We start from the raw sequence: 15,689 nt of genomic DNA on the forward strand, positions 1-15,689 counted from the left end.
CTACTCCGTGGACATCAGCAAGATCCAGGCCGAACTCGGCTACCGCCCCGAAGTCCCCTTCGAACAGGGCCTGGCCGACGTCGTGCAGTGGTACCGCGACAACCGCAGCTGGTGGGAACCCCTCAAAGCCCGCGCAGCGTTGAGCTGAACGGCGCCCCGGACGAGATGACCCGTTATCTGATCACCGGCGCGGCCGGGATGCTCGGCCGTGACCTCCAGGCTGCCCTGGCCGGGCGCGACGTCACGGCCGTTGACCGCAGCGAGCTGGACATCACCGACCTCGCCGCCGTGCGGGAAGCGGTGACCGGCCACGACGTGATCATCAACGCGGCCGCGTACACCGCCGTCGACAAGGCGGAGGATGACGAGGCCGCGGCGTACGCGGTCAACGCCCTCGGAGCGCGCAACCTCGCGATCGGCGCCGCGGCGGTGGGGGCCAAGCTCGTGCAGATCTCCACGGACTACGTCTTCGACGGCACCGGCACCACGCCGTACGCCGAAGACACCGCGATCGACCCGCTCAACGCGTACGGCCGCACCAAGGCCGCCGGCGAGCAGTTCGTGCTCACCGAGAACCCGGGCGGCAGTTACATCGTGCGCACCGCGTGGCTCTACGGCGCGCACGGCCCCAACTTCGGTCGCACCATGCTCAGCCTCGCCGCCGGCCGTGACACCGTCTCCGTCGTCGCCGACCAGTTCGGCCAGCCCACCTGGACGGTCGACCTGGCCAGGCAGATCGTGGCCCTCCTCGACGCGGATGCCCCGGCCGGGATCTACCACGGCACCAACGCCGGGCAGACCAACTGGTTCGGCTTCGCCCGCGCCGTGTTCGAGACCGCGGGGCTGGACCCCGAGCGGGTGCTGCCCACCGACGGCAGCCAGTTCGTGCGGCCCGCACCGCGGCCGTCCTACTCGGTGCTCGGGCATGACGCCTGGGCCGCAGCCGGGCTCTCCCCCATGCGCGCGTGGACCGAGGCCCTGGCCGACGCCGCGACCCACGGCGCCTTCACCCCGTCATGATCACCCTCAGGGTCATCGTCGACCAGCTGGTCTCGCCGATTCCCGGCGGGCTCGGCCGGTACACCGAGGAACTCACCCGCTCGCTGATCAGCACCGCACCGACGGACTGCGTGGTCGAAGGCATCGTCTCCGCGACGTCGGCGGAGCACTACGAGCAGATCACCGCCGCCCTGCCCGGGCTGGCCGGCCTGCACAAAATGGCGCTGGCCCGGCGGGAACTGTCCGCCGCCTGGCAGCTGGGCGTGGCCACGTCCGCCGGCCACGGCCTGGTGCACGCTCCGGGCCTGTTCGCGCCGCTCCGCCGCCACGACCGCGCCAGGGACGAGACCCAGGTGGCCGTGACCGTCCACGACGTGCTCGCCTGGACGCATCCGGAGTCGCTCACCCCCACGACCGTTGCCCGCACCAAGCTGATGCTGAAGCGCGCCCGCAAGCACGCGGATGCCATCGTGGTGCCCAGCCACGCCTTGGCCGACCAGCTCGGCGAGATCATGGACTTCGGTGACCGGGTGCGCGTCATCGGCGGCGCCGTGAGCAGCGGCCTGCGCCTGCCGACCAACTCGGCGGCGGCAGAGACCCTCGCCACGCGCCTGGGCCTGCCGGACGAGTACATCCTCACCGCCGGCACCCTCGAACCGCGCCGGGCCGTCACCGCCGTCATCGACGCGCTCGCCCGGCCGGGCGCCTCTGACCTGCCGCTGCTGGTCCTCGGACCGGACTCCTGGGGAGAGCTCACGCTCGCCTCGGTGGCCGACGAGGCCGGTCTCGCGCCCGACCGGGTGCGGTCCTTGGCTGGCCTCACCGACCAGGAGGTCGCGCTGGTGATGTCCCGGGCGTCGGTGTTCGTCTACCCGAGCCTGGAGGAGGGCTTCGGCCTGCCGATCATCCAGGCGTTCACCTTCGGCACCCCGGTCATCCACTCCGACGCCCCTGCCCTGGTCGAGGCCGGCGGCGACGCCGGCTTCACCGTCGAGCGGGACGACGCCGCCGGCTACCCGGAGCGCCTCGGCGCCGCCATCGACCGGGTCCTTGGCGACGCCGCGCTGGCCGACCGGTTGCGGATCTTCGGCAGCGACCGGGCCAGGGCGTTCACCTGGCGCGACACCGCAGAGCGGGTCTGGCAGCTGCACGCCGACCTCTGATCTCCCCCATGCCGCGAAAGCGGCCGTGTGGTTGCTTCAGCGGCGTGAGGCAGCCCCTCGACGGCTCTCGCGAACTCAGCCGGCGACGGGGGTGAGCGCCGCGTCGATCAGGCCGGCGATGTAGTCGTAGTCGGGGTCTGTCGGGTCGACCCCGTTGTCCGGCACCAGTTCCACGGCGCCCACCGGCAGCTCCTTGGTCTTGGTGGCGAGGTTCGTGAAGTAGCCGAGCATGCCCTGCGGCACGTCGGTCTTGACGACCTGTTCGCCGGCCTGGGCGACGCCCTGAAATTTGGTGAGCACGTTGCCGGGGTTGAACTGCTGCAGGATCGCCTCCTGCAGGACGCGCTGGCGGGCCATCCGGTCGTAGTCGCTCGACCCGTGCCGGGCCCGGCCGTACCAGAGGGCGGTGAAGCCGTCCATGTGCTGCTGGCCGGGCTCCACCCAGCCTTCGACGTCACTGAGGTCTTCCAGCTGGCCACCGATCGGCAGGCGCTCCTCCACGTTGATGTCGACGCCGCCGAGGGCGTCGATGAGCTGGGAGAAGCCCTGCATGTCGATCAGCACGTAGTACTGGATGGTCAGCCCGGTGACGCCGCTGGCGGCGTCACGCATCGCCTCGATGCCGGGTTCGCTGCCCTCGGCCACGGCATCCGGGTACATCTCGGGGCTCTTCAGCTCGACCTCGGTGTAGATCGAGTTCAGCTGGCACACGTCCACGTCGCAGGTGCCGTTGTAGCCGTAGCCGTTCGGGTACACGGCGGCCAGGGGCGAGTCCGCCGGGAACGGCACGTATTCGAGGTCCCGGGGCAGGCCGATGATGTCGGCCTTGCCGGTTTCGGCGTCGATGCTGACCACCGAGGTGCTGTCCGGCCGCAGCCCCAGCCGGTCGGCGCCGGCGTCGCCGCCGAGCAGCAGGATGTTGTACCGGCCGTCGACGGGGGGCTCTGACGGGCCCGCGCTGAAGACCGAGGAGAGGAATCCGCTGGCCGTGGTGGCGACGTAGGCGCCGTAGCTCGCGGTGCCGGCCACCGCCACCAGGACGACGACGGCCAGCCCGGCGATCAGCGGCCGGGCCCTGGGCCTGGCCTTGACCAGGCGCACCAGGCGCACTGTGTCGAGGGTGAGGACCACCCACACCACCGCATAGAAGGCCAGCACGGCCGCGATGACCCACAATCCGAGGGAATTGGTGGCGACGGTGAGGACGATTTCGGGGTTGATGGCGTAGAGCACCCCGGTCACCAGGGCCAGGCCGAGGAAGCTCAGGGTGGCGCCGAGGCCGAACCGGCCGAGCCGGCGGTTACCGGCGAGTACCTGCACCGAGCCGGGGATGAAGATGTTGAGGACGACGAGCCACCAGGCCCGGCGCGTCATGAGCTGGCTGGAGGCGGAATTCGGAAACCGGATCGGGCTGGTGGCGCTGCTCATAGTCTCGCTTGCAGGGCCGTGTTCTTCTGCTCCACCTGCTCGCTCAGGGATGCGGCGTACTCCTCCAGCTTCAGCCGCAGGGCGTCATCCGCCGTCGCCAGGATCTTCACCGCGATCAACGCCGCGTTGCGGGCACCGCCGATCGACACCGTGGCGACCGGCACGCCGGCCGGCATCTGCACGATCGACAGCAGCGAATCGAGGCCGTCCAGCCGGCCGAGCGGAACGGGCACTCCCACAACGGGCAGGGTCGTCACGGCGGCGAGCATCCCGGGCAGGTGGGCGGCGCCGCCGGCGCCGGCGATGATCACCTTGAGGCCACGGCCGTGGGCATCCTTGCCGTACCGGATCATCTTCTCCGGGGTGCGGTGGGCGGACACGACCTGCACCTCATGGCCGATACCGAACTCGGTCAACAGGGCCGCCGCGTCGCTCATCACGTTCCAGTCCGAGTCCGAACCCATCACGACACCGACGAGGATCGTGGCGGAGGGTGCGGGCGCGGGGATCTCGGGGTTCTCTGGCACGGAGTCGATCTTAGGCTTCAGTCCTGAAAAAACGCCGCAGTGGCGCGCGCCTGGTAGGTGACTGCATCCAAATCCGTCCCGACAGCGGTGACGTGGCCGATTTTCCGCCCCGGGCGGGGGGCCTTGCCGTAGTTGTGCACCTTCACCGTCGGCTGCTCGGCGAACGCGGCCGGGTACCGGTCTGCCATGCTGCCCTGTGCGGGGCCGCCGAGGATGTTGACCATCACCGACCACGGCTCGCACAGGCCCGTGCCGCCCAACGGCAGGTCAAGGACCGCGCGCAGGTGCTGTTCGAACTGGCTCGTGGTCGAACCGTCGATGGACCAGTGCCCGCTGTTGTGCGGGCGCATGGCCAGCTCGTTGACCAGCAGCCTGCCGTCGGTGGTTTCGAAGAGCTCCACCGCGAGCACGCCGGTGACCCCGATGCCCTCCGCGACGCGTTCGGCGATCTCGGCGGCGATGTCACTGATGCGGCCAGCCGCCTTCGGGGCCGGCGCGATGACCTCGGCGCAGACGCCGTCGCGTTGCACGGTCTCCACGACCGGCCAGATCGCGACCTCGCCCGACGGCCGCCGGGCGATGACCTGCGCGAGTTCGCGGCGGAAGTCCACCAGCTCCTCCACCAGCAGCGCGCCGTCGTTGGCGTCCTCGGCCAGGGCCTGGAACCAGTCGTCGGCGTCGTGCGCGTGCGCCACCACGCGCACGCCCTTACCGTCGTAGCCGCCGCGGGCGGTCTTCACGACGGCCCGGCCGCCGTGATCGGCCAGGAACAGCGCCAGCTCGTCGGCGTCGTGCACCCGGGCCCAGTCCGGCACGGGCAACCCGAGCTCGGTCAGCCGTTCGCGCATGAGCAGCTTGTCCTGGGCGTAGAGCAGAGCGTCCGGGCCGGGGTGCACCTGGATGCCGCGGTCGACGAGCTCCCGCAGGATCGCCTGCGGCACGTGTTCGTGGTCGAAGGTGACGACGTCGACGGTCTGCGCGAAGGCCAGCACCGTCGCCAGGTCCCGGTAGTCACCCACCGACACTGCGGCCAGGCTCGCCGACATCCCCTCCGCTTCGGCCAGGACCCGCAGGTCGAGGCCGAGGTTCACCGCGGCGGGGATCATCATGCGGGCCAATTGGCCACCGCCGATCACACCAACGATCGTGCTCATCTGTTCACCAATTTTCTGTGCGATTATTCATCCCGCGGGCCTGGAACTCTCAGGATGGGGATTCGGCCGCGTCGTAGACTGCCATCGAAGCGCGCTTCTCGCTCCATGATCCATTTTCACTCATCAGCCGGACGGATACATGTCGAGAATAACCGTCAGCAGACACCGCGTGTTCGCGTTCGCCGCGCAGCTCGCCAAGTTCGGCATGGTCGGACTGATCGGCTTGGCCGTGGACGTCACGGTGTTCAACCTGCTCCGAGCCACGATTTTCTCCCCCGACACGGTGGACTCCGGACCGATCTGGGCGAAAGTGGTCTCGACGATCCTGGCCATCATGGCGAACTGGATGGGCAACCGGTACTGGACCTTCTCGAAGGACCGCCAGGCGCGGACCCTCCGGGAAGGGGTGGAGTTCTTCGCCGTCAGTCTCGTGGGCATGGGCATCGGCCTGGCCTGCCTGTGGGTGAGCCACTACGTGCTCGGCCACACCAGTGTGCTGGCGGACAACATCTCCTCGAATGTGATCGGCCTGCTGCTGGGCGCCGGGTTCCGGTTCGTGCTCTACCGCTACTGGGTGTTCTCGCCGACGAGGGGGACGGCACCCGCCGGCCGCCCGGCCACCGGCTCCCTGCGGCTACCGGCCCGTCCAGAAGGAACCCTCGTCACCGAGCGGTGACCGGTCCAGCCTGGCCTCCTGCGCCACCCGGGCCTGCTGCGCTCTGGCCTGCTCGGTGAGGTCCTGGAGCGCCTGCTGCACGAGGGCGGCATCCGGCACATCCCGCAGATCGAGCCGGTGCTCGGTGCCGGTGCTGACCCGGATGGTGCCCGAACGCACGAGCGCCTGCAGCCAGGTCCGGCGCACGCTCACGTCGTAGCCGCGGCTGTGCAGCACCTCCTGCCGGGTGCGCACGAAGAGGCCGTGCACAAGAATGATCCGCCGGGTGGTGATCGTGTACCGCCGGGTGAGCCAGGCGACGACGGGGACAAGCCACAGCAGGACCGCTGCCGCCGCAGCGCCGGCCAGCAGCAGGGTGTTCAGCCACGGCTCGGCGAAACTGCCGTAGAAGTAACCGGTGACCGCGCAGATGCCGAACAGGAACAGGGTGGGCCAGAACAGGGCCCGGCCGTGCCGGCGCAGGCGCGCGATGACCACCTCCGGCGGCGCCGGAGTCGGCGCGGCGGGGCTGGTGCTCGCTGGGTTGCTCATACCCCATTAATACCTCAGATGGGTCACATCCCCCGCGGCGACGGCGTTGGGTTCACCCGTGGCCTGATCCTCCATGATGAGGCGACCATCCGGGTCCAGGCCGGTGGCGGTGCCCACCAGGTCGGAGCCGCCGGGCAGTTCCACCCGCACGGCGCTGCCGAGGGTGCCGCAGAGGGCGGTGACCTGGGCGTGCAGGCCGCTGGCGACCGGGTCAGCGCCGGCGGCCAGGAACGCCGCCGTCAGGCGCTGAAGCTCGGTCAGGTAGGCGGCCAGGACGGCATCCGGGTCGGGAACGCTGCCGGTGACCAGCATCAGCGACGTGGAGGTGAGCGTGGGCAGGTCGTGCTCGTCGAGGGCTAGGTTGAGGCCGGTGCCGATGCACAGCCCGCTCGCGTCGGGGAGCAGCTCGGAGAGGATGCCGGCCACCTTGTAGCCGTCGATGAGCACGTCGTTGGGCCATTTGAGGGTCACCTCGTGCCGGGGCGCGTCGTCGTCGCCCGTCGGTGCCGCGGCGGCCTCGACCACTCCGCGGACCGCCAGGGTCATCGCCGCCCCCGCGAGCAGCGGGAACCAGCCGAACCGGTTGGCCGGCAGCGGACCGGTCGCCAGCCGGGGCCGTAGCAGCACCGAGACCGCCAGCGACTTGCCGCTCGGCGCGAGCCAGCTGCGGCCGAGCCGGCCGCGGCCGCTGGTCTGGTTGTCGGTGACGATCACCGACAGGTCGGGCCAGGCCCGGGCATCCGGCCCCGTCGCCCGGGTCACCAGGACGTCGTTGGTGGAGCCCGCCTCGTCGAGATACTCGAACCGGGCCCCGATGCCGCTGCTGATCGGAAATTCCATACCCACGCCTCTTCTCCCCCGATTGGGATTCATAACTCCTGCAATTCTGCCCAGTTTGAAACCCGACCGGGAATTCTGCGCCCGGTCCCGGAAGAATTGCCGGAGCTATGCTCACCGGCGGCGACGGGGGTGTGGAGCCTGAGGGGCCGACGGGGTGGGGCCGGTAGAGTGAACGGCGTGACTGAGAACCCGACCGGACCCGACCTGTACACGACGGCGGGGAAACTCGCCGACCTCAAGCAGCGCTATCACGAGGCCGTGACAGCCAGCGGTGAGGCCGCCATCGAGAAGCAGCACGCCAAGGGCAAGATGACCGCCCGGGAGCGAGTCGCCGAACTGCTCGACGAGGGCTCGTTCGTCGAGCTGGACGAGTTCGTGCGCCACCGCACCGTGGCGTTCGGCATGGAGAAGAAGCGTCCCTACGGCGACGCCGTCGTCACCGGCACCGGCACCATCCACGGCCGCCAGGTGGCCGTGTACTCGCAGGACTTCACCATCTTCGGCGGCTCGCTCGGCGAGGTCGCCGGCGAGAAGATCATCAAGGTGATGGACCTGGCCCTGAAGACCGGGGTGCCCATCATCGGCATCCTCGACTCCGGCGGAGCGCGCATCCAGGAGGGTGTCGTGGCGCTGGGCAAGTACGGTGAGATCTTCCGGCGCAACACCGCCGCATCCGGGGTCATCCCGCAGATCTCCATCATCTGCGGCCCCGCGGCCGGCGGCGCGGTGTACTCCCCCGCCCTGACCGACTTCGTGATCATGGTCGACAAGACCAGCCAGATGTTCGTCACCGGCCCCGACGTGATCAAGACGGTCACCGGCGAGGACGTCGGCATGGAAGAGCTCGGCGGCGCGCTCACCCACAACACCGTCTCCGGTGTGGCGCACTACCTGGCCAGCGACGAGTCCGACGCGCTGGACTACGCCCGCACCCTGCTCAGCTTCCTGCCGGACAACAACCTGGCCGAGTTGCCGGTCTTCGACAGCGAGGTCGAGCTCGAGACCACGGATGCCGACCTCAAGCTGAACACGCTGATCCCCGATTCGCCGAACCAGCCGTACGACGTGAAAACCGTGATCGAGCACATCGTCGACCACGGCGACTTCCTCGAGACGCAGCCGTTGTTCGCGCCGAACATCGTGGTGGGCTTCGCCCGTATCGAGGGCCGAAGCGTCGGCATCGTGGCGAACCAGCCCAACTCCATGGCCGGTACCCTCAACATCCACGCCGGCGAGAAGGCCGCCCGGTTCGTACGGTTCTGCGACGCGTTCTCGATCCCGATCCTCACCCTCGTCGACGTGCCGGGTTTCCTGCCCGGCACCGACCAGGAGTGGACCGGCGTGATCCGCCGCGGTGCCAAGCTGCTCTACGCCTACGCCGAGGCGACGGTTCCCCTGATCACGGTGATCCTGCGCAAGGCCTACGGCGGCGCGTACATCGTGATGGGCTCCAAGCAGCTCGGCGCGGACATCAACCTGGCCTGGCCGACCGCCGAGATCGCCGTGATGGGCGGCCAGGGAGCGGTGAACATCCTCTACCGGGCCGAGATCAAGAAGGCCGAAGCCGGCGGTGAGGATGTCGCCGCCGTGCGCAGCCGCCTGGCCAACGAATACACCTACAACGTGGCCAGCCCGTTCCTGGCTGCAGAGCGCGGCGAGCTGGACGGGGTCATCGAACCGTCCGCGACCCGGGTGTCCGTCGTGAAGGCGATGCGGGCGCTGCGCACCAAGCGTGCCAGCCTGCCGGCAAAGAAGCACGGGAACATCCCGCTGTAGGCGGCACCATGACCGACACCCAGAACCCCGGTGGCTTGGACCCGGCCGACCTGATCTTCCTCACCGGTGGCGTCACCGACCAGGAGGCCGCCGCCGTGACGGCGGTGTTGCGTGCCCTGCTGCGCGAAGAATCCGACAGTCTGCGAGCCTCCCCGGCCGCCGCCAGGAGCGCCTGGCGGGACAATCAGCGCGCCATCCGGGCGGACCTCGCCCGCGCCGATGACCGCCGGCGGAGTTTCACCGGCTGACTCCGGATCGCCCCGGCGGGCCCTGTCCCCCTAAATGACGACTTTTCACCTGGGTAGCCGGGGAGCATTATTGTTCTTGCTGGGTGATGCTCTTCGGAGCAACACCACCAACCATTCGCCGACTAGGGTAAGCAGGCGAGTGTTTTGGGGGCGCGTCAGGGCGGCATTCGGGTTGTCGTCTCGACACGGATTGTCGGAAGGGGATCTGCCTGAGGGCGGGTTCCCTTCCGCATGCCCTCTTCCGGTGAACGCCGCGCCTCAGTGCCGCCGGGTGGCCCGCGGGATGCCCTGACCGGCCCGGGGGATTTCGAGCCACAGGTCGACCTCCTCGTCGGGCGACTCCTGGCCGAGCGCACTCAACCGCGGATCCGGGCCGCTCAGGCCGACGACGGTGACCGCCGTGCCGGCGCCATCCGCCGCGGTGCGGGCGATGATCGTCGCCGCCGTCGTGCCGGCCATCGCATCGGCGAGGGTGTTCAGCACCACCTCGAGGTCGGCGCCGGTGACGTCGTCGATCCCGCCCTCGTCGAGCAGGGTCACGATCGCGCCGCGGCGCCTGGCGCTCATCACCTCGCGGCGCACCGCGTCGTTGAGCAGCCGGCGCCCGCGGATCTCGTCCCGAATCGCGGCCTCCAGGTACCGGCACTCCTGACGGTCCTCGTCGGAGAGGGCGCCGGCGCCCTCGATGATGCGCCGCAGCATGGGCGCCGCCAGGCGGATGGTCTGGGCCAGCCGCACCTGGCGTTCGTAGAGGTGCGCCTCCTGCGCGGCCTGCCACTCGGTGGCCTCGCGTTCGGCCTGGCCGTACTGTCGCGCGTCCCGGCCGGCCTTGGCCAGCGCCCGGGCCAGCATCACGGCCACCATGACCCAGACCACACTGCCGATCACGCCCATCGACGCGAGGGCACCCGGACCGGCCCAGACGAGCGTGTGAGCGACCAGGAAGACCAGGCCGACCCAGGCCAGCGTTGCGCGCCTGCGGGTAGCCGTGATGGTCATCAGGGTCCCGACCGCGGCCACGTACCAGGTGGCGTAGCCGTTGTCGGCGACGGAACCGTCGAGTTGACTGCCGACCAGCAGCGGCACGGCGATGCACACGGCCACGTTGAAGAACCCTTGCCAGAGCGACATCAGCGGCGGGCTGGTGGGCCACAGGCTCATCGCAGTGGCGACGACATAGAGCAGGATCGCCAGCAGCGGCGGCATCGGCGACCGCGCCGCATCCAGGGCATAGAACGCCAGGATCACGTGGTAGGCCGAGAACAGGGCGGCCAGCGAGAGAATCAGGCCCCGGGGAACGGTGATCATGCGTCGTCCACGCTCTCGGTGACCGGCCACTCGATCAGGATCGAGGTGCCCTGGCCCGGCGCCGACCGCACCTGCACCGATCCGCCGGCCGTGGCGACCCGCTCCTGGATGGAAATGCGCAGGCCCAGGCGTTCGCTGGGAACGGCGGCGGGATCGAAGCCGATTCCGCTGTCGACGATTTCGATGGTGCAGCCGCCGAGCAGGTTGGAATTCATCCGCACCGAACGCACCACGGGTTCACCGGCGGTGCCGGCGTGCTGGATGCTGTTCACGATGGCCTGGCCGGTGGCCGCGACAAGCGCCTCACTCGCGTACCCCGGCAGGCCGAGGTCTTCGGCGTCGCAGTCGATGAACTCGATCGGTTCCTCGAACCGGGTCGCGATGGCCCGGATCTCAGCCTTGAGCCGGGTGAAGGGCACCAGGCTGTCATCGCCGGCGGGAACGGAGCCGGCCTCCGTGAGGCGGGTGATCGCATCCTGCGCCATGGTGGACGCCAGTTCGGCCGCCTTGGGGGTGGCCGCCGCGGCGGCGGACAACAGCGCGGCGAGCACGCTGTCGTGCACGATCGAATCGACCTGCACCCGCTCGACCTCGGTGGCGTGCTGCCGCACGGCGGCGGCATAGGTGCCCAGCGCGGTGGTCTGGGCCGTGTCGACGGCGGCGGTGGCCTGGCGCAGCATGGTGATGATGATCAGCACCACCTGGCCGAGCAGGATGGCGTAGAAGGCGTCGAGGAAGCCGAGCATCGGCTCCGCGCCACCGCCGGCCGGCGATACCCGCACGATGCCGTAGGCCAACGGCGCCAGGATCGTGTAAATCATCGCCCACCACAACGGGAAGGAGACGGCCGCGCACGAAGTCGCGACGGTGCACAGGTACCAGAGCCACGGCTTGCCGTCGAGGACGCTGTCCGGGGAAATCAGCATCATCGGCCAGGCGATCAGGGCGACCAGGTACACCACGGCGAACAGGCCGCTGGTGATTCTGATGAATCTCTTCAGCCAGGTGGCGAGGATCGCCACGCCCAGCACGGTGAAGATCAGGGTGGTGAGGGCTATTCCCAGGCCCGGCCGGAGCCGGTCGAGCTGGCCCGTCATCGCCGGGTAGGTCTGGAGGGCGAAGATCAGTCCCACGCTGCCGACGGCGCGCGAGACCACGCGTTCGATCTGCGCCTGGCTGATGGGCTTCCGCGGCTGCTTGGCCTCGTGCAGGAGGTCTGCACCGAGCGGTTCGTCGTCGGCCGCGCCGGGCGCAAGCCTGAGGGACCCCAGAGGCACCGCCTCCGCGGGCCTAGCTGCGGCCATCCCCGCCATCCGGGTCGAGCCCGGGCAGGATGCCGTCTTCCACGGCCCGGCGGAGCAGGTCCACCTTGGTGGGAGCCGGGCGCCCGACCTCGACGTACTTCACCCGGATCCGGTCGAGGTACTCCCTCGCGGTGGAGTGCGCGATGCCGAGCTGCATGGCGACCATCTTCAGGGGCAAGCCGGACGCGTAGAGGTGCAGGACGTCGCGCTCGCGGCGGCCGAGCTGCGCCTTGGCGAAGTCCCGGTCGGCGTCGATGGCGGTGGCCCATTCGAGGTTGTTCAGCACGTCTCCACGGGCGACGGAGGCGACGGCGGCCATCACGGTGGTGGTCGGCGAGGACTTGGGGATCACGCCGGCAGCCCCCGCGGCGAGCGCCTCCCGGACCAGGGCGACCCGGTCGGCGATGCTGTGGACGAGAACCGCGGCGCCGGTGCTGCGGGCCAGGTGCACGTTGTCGGTGACGAGGGACCCGTCGCCCAGCGACAGGTCGAGCACGATCACGTCGACGGGCCGGGCCTCGATGCCCTCGACGAGTTCGCGCACCGTGGCGGCGGCGAAGATCACGTCGTAGCCGGCGTTTTCGCAGGCCGCCTTGATGCCCAGGCGCACCGACTCGTGGTCATCGGCGATTCCCACCCGGACGGGATGGTCGAGCGCTGTCGGTGCTGGATCGGGCTCAGGCACGGGTGTGTTCTTTCGTTAGGGTCGGCTTACTAAAGAATAGCTACCTGGTGAGGAGCGCGACGGCCTCGACATGGTGGGTGTTGGGAAACAGGTCGAAAGCGCGCAGGCTGCTCAACGTGTAGCCGTGCCCGGCGAACAGGGCGACGTCGCGGGCGAGGGCGACCGGGTCGCACGCGACGTAGACGACCTGGGCGGGCGAGAGCGCGGCCAGTTTGTCGACGACATCGGCGCCGGCACCGGCGCGGGGCGGGTCGAGCACCACGGTGGCGGCCTGCTGCCGGCCGCGGTCAGCGGCGGTGGCGTCCCGGCCGATCCCGGCCAGGAACCGGTCGACCCTGTCGGTGTGTGCGCTGGCGCCGACCCACTCGGCCAGGTTCTCGGTCGCGTTGCCGGTGGCCTGCGCGTCGCTCTCCACCGAGGTGATCCGCACATCGGGGCCGAACTTGGCGCCGACGGCCGCGGCGAGCAGTCCGACACCGCCGTAGAGGTCCAGGTTGGCGGCCTTGGGATCGAACAGGTTGGGGTCGATGGCGTCCTGCACGGCCGCGAACAGGGTCTCGGCGGCGCGGGCGTGCACCTGCCAGAACCCGGCGGCGTCCAGCCGGAACTCCCGGTCGCCGACCAGTTCGGTGATCGGCTTCGGCGCGGTCCGCCGGCGGCGGCCCTTGTCATCCTGTTCGGCCACGAGGATCTGCACCCCTCCGACACTGGGCGCGATGACGTCGACGGATGCGGCACCGGCGAACAACCGGTCCAGCGGCGCCGCCATCTCCAGGGCGTGCACCGCCAGGGGCAGGTCGTCCACCGGGATCACCCGGTGCGACCGGGCCGCGTACGGTCCGACGATGCCGGTCTCGGTCACGTGCAGGCGCACCCGGGTGCGCCAGCCGGTGCCGTCCATGGCGTCGCCGGGGGACGCATCCGCCGCGACCGGGACGGCCTCGACGGTGACATCGGTGTCGACGCCGGCCATGCGGTGCAATGCGTCGGCGAGCACCTGCCGCTTGAGCTCACGCTGGTGGCCGAGCTCGATGTGGCCGAATTCGGCGCCGCCGGCGCGGTCGGCCGGGTCCCGGTCGATAGCCGCCGCGGCCCAGATGTGCGGCTGGCGTTCGGGGGCGGCGTCGAGGACCTCGACGGTCTCGGCACGCCAGAAGCTTTTCTTGTTCGCGTCGGTGAGCCGGGCCCGAACGCGCTCACCGGGGAGGGAGTCGCTGACGAAGACCACGCGGCCCTCGTGCCGGGCCACGAAGATGCCGCCGTGGGCTACGTTGGTGACGTCGAGCTCGAGCTCGGTGCCGACCTCGCCTTCGGGGATGCTCGAACTCGGCTGACGATTAGTGTTGGTGCCCATTGAACGAGCATCCCACATCTGCCTGCCGCCTGAAGGGTTCCATGCGCCTCCACCTCGCCTCAACGTCCCCCGCCCGGCTGTCGCTGCTGCGCGCGGCGGGCATCGAACCGGTCACCATTGCCCCCGACGTCGACGAGGATGCCGTCGCCAGGGCCGAGGCGGTCCGGTTGGGCGCGCCGCTCACCCCGCACCACGTCGTGGAGTTGTTGGCGAGGGCGAAGGCCGAGGCCGTGGCCGGCGCCGGCATCGACGGGCTCATCCTCGGCGGCGACTCGGTCTTCGTGCTCGACGGCGTCATCTACGGCAAGCCGCACACCCCGCAGCGTGCCAGGGACCGCTGGCAGGCGCAGCGCGGGCGAACCGGAACGCTGTACTCCGGGCACTGGCTCATCGAGCACGTCGGCGGCCGGGTCGGCCGGGCCGTCGGCGCGGTCGCGGAGGCGTCGGTCACCTTCGCCGACGACCTCCCCGACGCCGAGCTCGATGCCTACATCGCGACCGGCGAACCCCTGTTCGTCGCCGGCGCCTTCACCATCGACAGCCTCGGCGCGCCGTACATCACCCGCATCGAGGGCGACCCGTCCACCGTTGTCGGCCTCTCCCTGCCCACCCTGCGCCGGTTGGTCGTCCGACTGGGCTACGACTGGCCGGACCTGTGGAATCGGGGTACTTCGGCCCTACCGGACTGACCTCCGCCGGGAGGCCTTTGTAGCCCCTCTCAGTGTTCCGACAAAGGTTCTTGTGGGAAAGAACCAAAAATGCGGCGGTCCTGACCAATAAGCTCAGTACCTATGTCGCGTATAACGAAGGTCCTCATCGCCAACCGGGGCGAGATCGCCGTCAGAGTGATCAGAGCGGCGAAAGACAGCGGCATCCTCTCGGTCGCGGTGTACGCCGACCAGGACCGGGACGCCCTGCACGCCCGCCTCGCTGACGAGGCCTACGGGCTGGACGGCACAACCAGCGCCGAAACCTACCTGGTCATCGAGAAGATCCTCTCCATCGCCCGCCGCTCCGGCGCCGACGCGGTACACCCCGGCTACGGGTTCCTGGCCGAGAACGCCGCGTTCGCGCAGGCCGTGATCGACGCCGGGCTCATCTGGATCGGCCCGACGCCCACGGCCATCGAACAGCTCGGCGACAAGGTGTCCGCCCGGCACATTGCCGAGAAGGTGCACGCGCCGATGGCGCCCGGCACCCTCAACCCCGTCGCCGACGCCGCCGAAGTGCTCGCCTTCGTCGACGAGCACGGCCTGCCCGTCGCCATCAAGGCGGCATTCGGCGGCGGCGGCCGCGGCCTGAAGGTCGCCCGCACCCGCGAGGAAGTGCCCGAGCTGTTCGACTCGGCCGTGCGCGAGGCCGTCACGGCGTTCGGCCGCGGCGAGTGCTTCGTGGAGAAGTACCTCGACAAGCCCCGGCACGTGGAGACCCAGTGCCTGGCGGATGCGCACGGCAACGTCGTCGTCGTGTCCACCCGCGACTGTTCCCTGCAGCGCCGGCACCAGAAGCTCGTCGAGGAAGCACCGGCGCCGTTCCTCACCGAGGCGCAGACGACCGAGATGTACCGGGCGTCCAAGGCGATCCTCAGGGAGGTCGGCTACGTCGGCGCCGGCACCTGCGAGTTCCTGATCGGCCAGGACGGCACCGTCTCCTTCCTCGAGGTGAACACCCGCCTGCAGGTGGAGCACCCCGTGTC

General features: G+C 70.0%; 16 protein-coding genes and 1 pseudogene. 8 read left to right on the plus strand and 9 right to left on the minus strand.

The window, feature by feature from the left end; genetic code table 11:
* The 3 genes and pseudogenes from JWP54_RS16190 to JWP54_RS16200 all read left to right on the plus strand — a co-directional run.
* Positions 1–148 (plus strand): annotated as a pseudogene (locus JWP54_RS16190) (dTDP-glucose 4,6-dehydratase); the annotation flags it as partial.
* Between the two features lie 17 nt (positions 149–165).
* On the plus strand, positions 166–1,020 hold the full coding sequence (gene rfbD, locus JWP54_RS16195) for a dTDP-4-dehydrorhamnose reductase (protein ID WP_297374074.1): 855 nt from the start codon (positions 166–168) through the stop codon (positions 1,018–1,020).
* Positions 1,017–2,162: a glycosyltransferase family 1 protein gene (locus tag JWP54_RS16200; protein WP_297374077.1), complete on the plus strand. Its 1,146-nt coding sequence runs from the start codon at positions 1,017–1,019 to the stop codon at positions 2,160–2,162. The genes rfbD and JWP54_RS16200 overlap by 4 nt, the downstream gene beginning before the upstream one ends.
* Before the next feature lie 75 nt (positions 2,163–2,237).
* Here the strand turns inward: JWP54_RS16200 and JWP54_RS16205 are convergent, their stop codons facing one another.
* The 3 genes from JWP54_RS16205 to JWP54_RS16215 form a co-directional block, all read right to left on the minus strand.
* Positions 2,238–3,590, minus strand: coding sequence for an LCP family protein (locus JWP54_RS16205; protein WP_297374080.1), 1,353 nt, complete (start codon positions 3,588–3,590; stop codon positions 2,238–2,240).
* A complete protein-coding gene (purE, locus tag JWP54_RS16210) occupies positions 3,587–4,054 on the minus strand; it encodes a 5-(carboxyamino)imidazole ribonucleotide mutase (RefSeq protein WP_297374117.1) in 468 nt (155 codons plus the stop codon). The genes JWP54_RS16205 and purE overlap by 4 nt, the downstream gene beginning before the upstream one ends.
* A gap of 80 nt (positions 4,055–4,134) precedes the next feature.
* Positions 4,135–5,271, minus strand: coding sequence for a 5-(carboxyamino)imidazole ribonucleotide synthase (locus JWP54_RS16215; protein ID WP_297374082.1), 1,137 nt, complete (start codon positions 5,269–5,271; stop codon positions 4,135–4,137).
* A gap of 139 nt (positions 5,272–5,410) precedes the next feature.
* Between JWP54_RS16215 and JWP54_RS16220 the strand changes: the two genes are divergently transcribed.
* Positions 5,411–5,947, plus strand: a complete 537-nt coding sequence (locus JWP54_RS16220) for a GtrA family protein (protein WP_297374085.1) — start codon at positions 5,411–5,413, stop codon at positions 5,945–5,947.
* Here the strand turns inward: JWP54_RS16220 and JWP54_RS16225 are convergent.
* Both JWP54_RS16225 and JWP54_RS16230 read right to left on the minus strand, forming a co-directional pair.
* Positions 5,906–6,478 carry a PH domain-containing protein gene (locus tag JWP54_RS16225; RefSeq protein WP_297374088.1) on the minus strand — a complete coding sequence of 191 codons (573 nt, stop codon included), beginning with the start codon at positions 6,476–6,478 and terminating at the stop codon, positions 5,906–5,908. The genes JWP54_RS16220 and JWP54_RS16225 overlap by 42 nt on opposite strands.
* Positions 6,479–6,484: 6 nt before the next feature.
* Positions 6,485–7,318, minus strand: a complete 834-nt coding sequence (locus JWP54_RS16230; RefSeq protein WP_297374091.1) for a biotin--[acetyl-CoA-carboxylase] ligase — start codon at positions 7,316–7,318, stop codon at positions 6,485–6,487.
* A 177-nt stretch (positions 7,319–7,495) separates the two neighbouring features.
* On the opposite strand from JWP54_RS16230, the gene JWP54_RS16235 reads away from it, so the two are divergent.
* Together JWP54_RS16235 and JWP54_RS16240 are read left to right on the plus strand one after the other, a co-directional pair.
* Entirely contained in the window at positions 7,496–9,094 is a 1,599-nt protein-coding gene (locus tag JWP54_RS16235; protein ID WP_297374094.1) for an acyl-CoA carboxylase subunit beta, read from the plus strand.
* Between the two features lie 8 nt (positions 9,095–9,102).
* Positions 9,103–9,342: an acyl-CoA carboxylase epsilon subunit gene (locus JWP54_RS16240; RefSeq protein WP_297374097.1), complete on the plus strand. Its 240-nt coding sequence runs from the start codon at positions 9,103–9,105 to the stop codon at positions 9,340–9,342.
* Positions 9,343–9,600: 258 nt separating this feature from the next.
* Here JWP54_RS16240 and JWP54_RS16245 read toward each other — a convergent pair whose 3' ends face one another.
* From JWP54_RS16245 to JWP54_RS16260, 4 genes are read right to left on the minus strand one after another with little or no spacing between them, the layout of a single operon-like run.
* Positions 9,601–10,650: a hypothetical protein gene (locus tag JWP54_RS16245; RefSeq protein ID WP_297374100.1), complete on the minus strand. Its 1,050-nt coding sequence runs from the start codon at positions 10,648–10,650 to the stop codon at positions 9,601–9,603.
* On the minus strand, positions 10,647–11,927 hold the full coding sequence (locus JWP54_RS16250; protein ID WP_297374103.1) for an ATP-binding protein: 1,281 nt from the start codon (positions 11,925–11,927) through the stop codon (positions 10,647–10,649). The genes JWP54_RS16245 and JWP54_RS16250 overlap by 4 nt, the downstream gene beginning before the upstream one ends.
* 13 nt (positions 11,928–11,940) lie before the next feature.
* A complete protein-coding gene (locus JWP54_RS16255) occupies positions 11,941–12,639 on the minus strand; it encodes a response regulator transcription factor (RefSeq protein WP_297374106.1) in 699 nt (232 codons plus the stop codon).
* A 40-nt stretch (positions 12,640–12,679) separates the two neighbouring features.
* The gene (locus JWP54_RS16260; RefSeq protein ID WP_297374110.1) at positions 12,680–13,993 is read right to left on the minus strand and encodes a class I SAM-dependent RNA methyltransferase; all 1,314 of its coding nucleotides are present in this window, start codon (positions 13,991–13,993) and stop codon (positions 12,680–12,682) included.
* 41 nt (positions 13,994–14,034) lie between these two features.
* On the opposite strand from JWP54_RS16260, the gene JWP54_RS16265 reads away from it, so the two are divergent.
* Together JWP54_RS16265 and JWP54_RS16270 are read left to right on the plus strand one after the other, a co-directional pair.
* Positions 14,035–14,682 (plus strand): nucleoside triphosphate pyrophosphatase, encoded by a 648-nt coding sequence (locus JWP54_RS16265; RefSeq protein ID WP_297374113.1) that lies wholly within the window; start codon positions 14,035–14,037, stop codon positions 14,680–14,682.
* A gap of 102 nt (positions 14,683–14,784) precedes the next feature.
* A partial coding sequence (locus JWP54_RS16270) for a biotin carboxylase N-terminal domain-containing protein (RefSeq protein WP_297374115.1) occupies positions 14,785–15,689 on the plus strand: 905 nt, incomplete at its 3' end.

This window comes from Cryobacterium sp. (assembly GCF_025463825.1).
Classification (GTDB): Bacteria; Actinomycetota; Actinomycetes; order Actinomycetales; family Microbacteriaceae; genus Cryobacterium.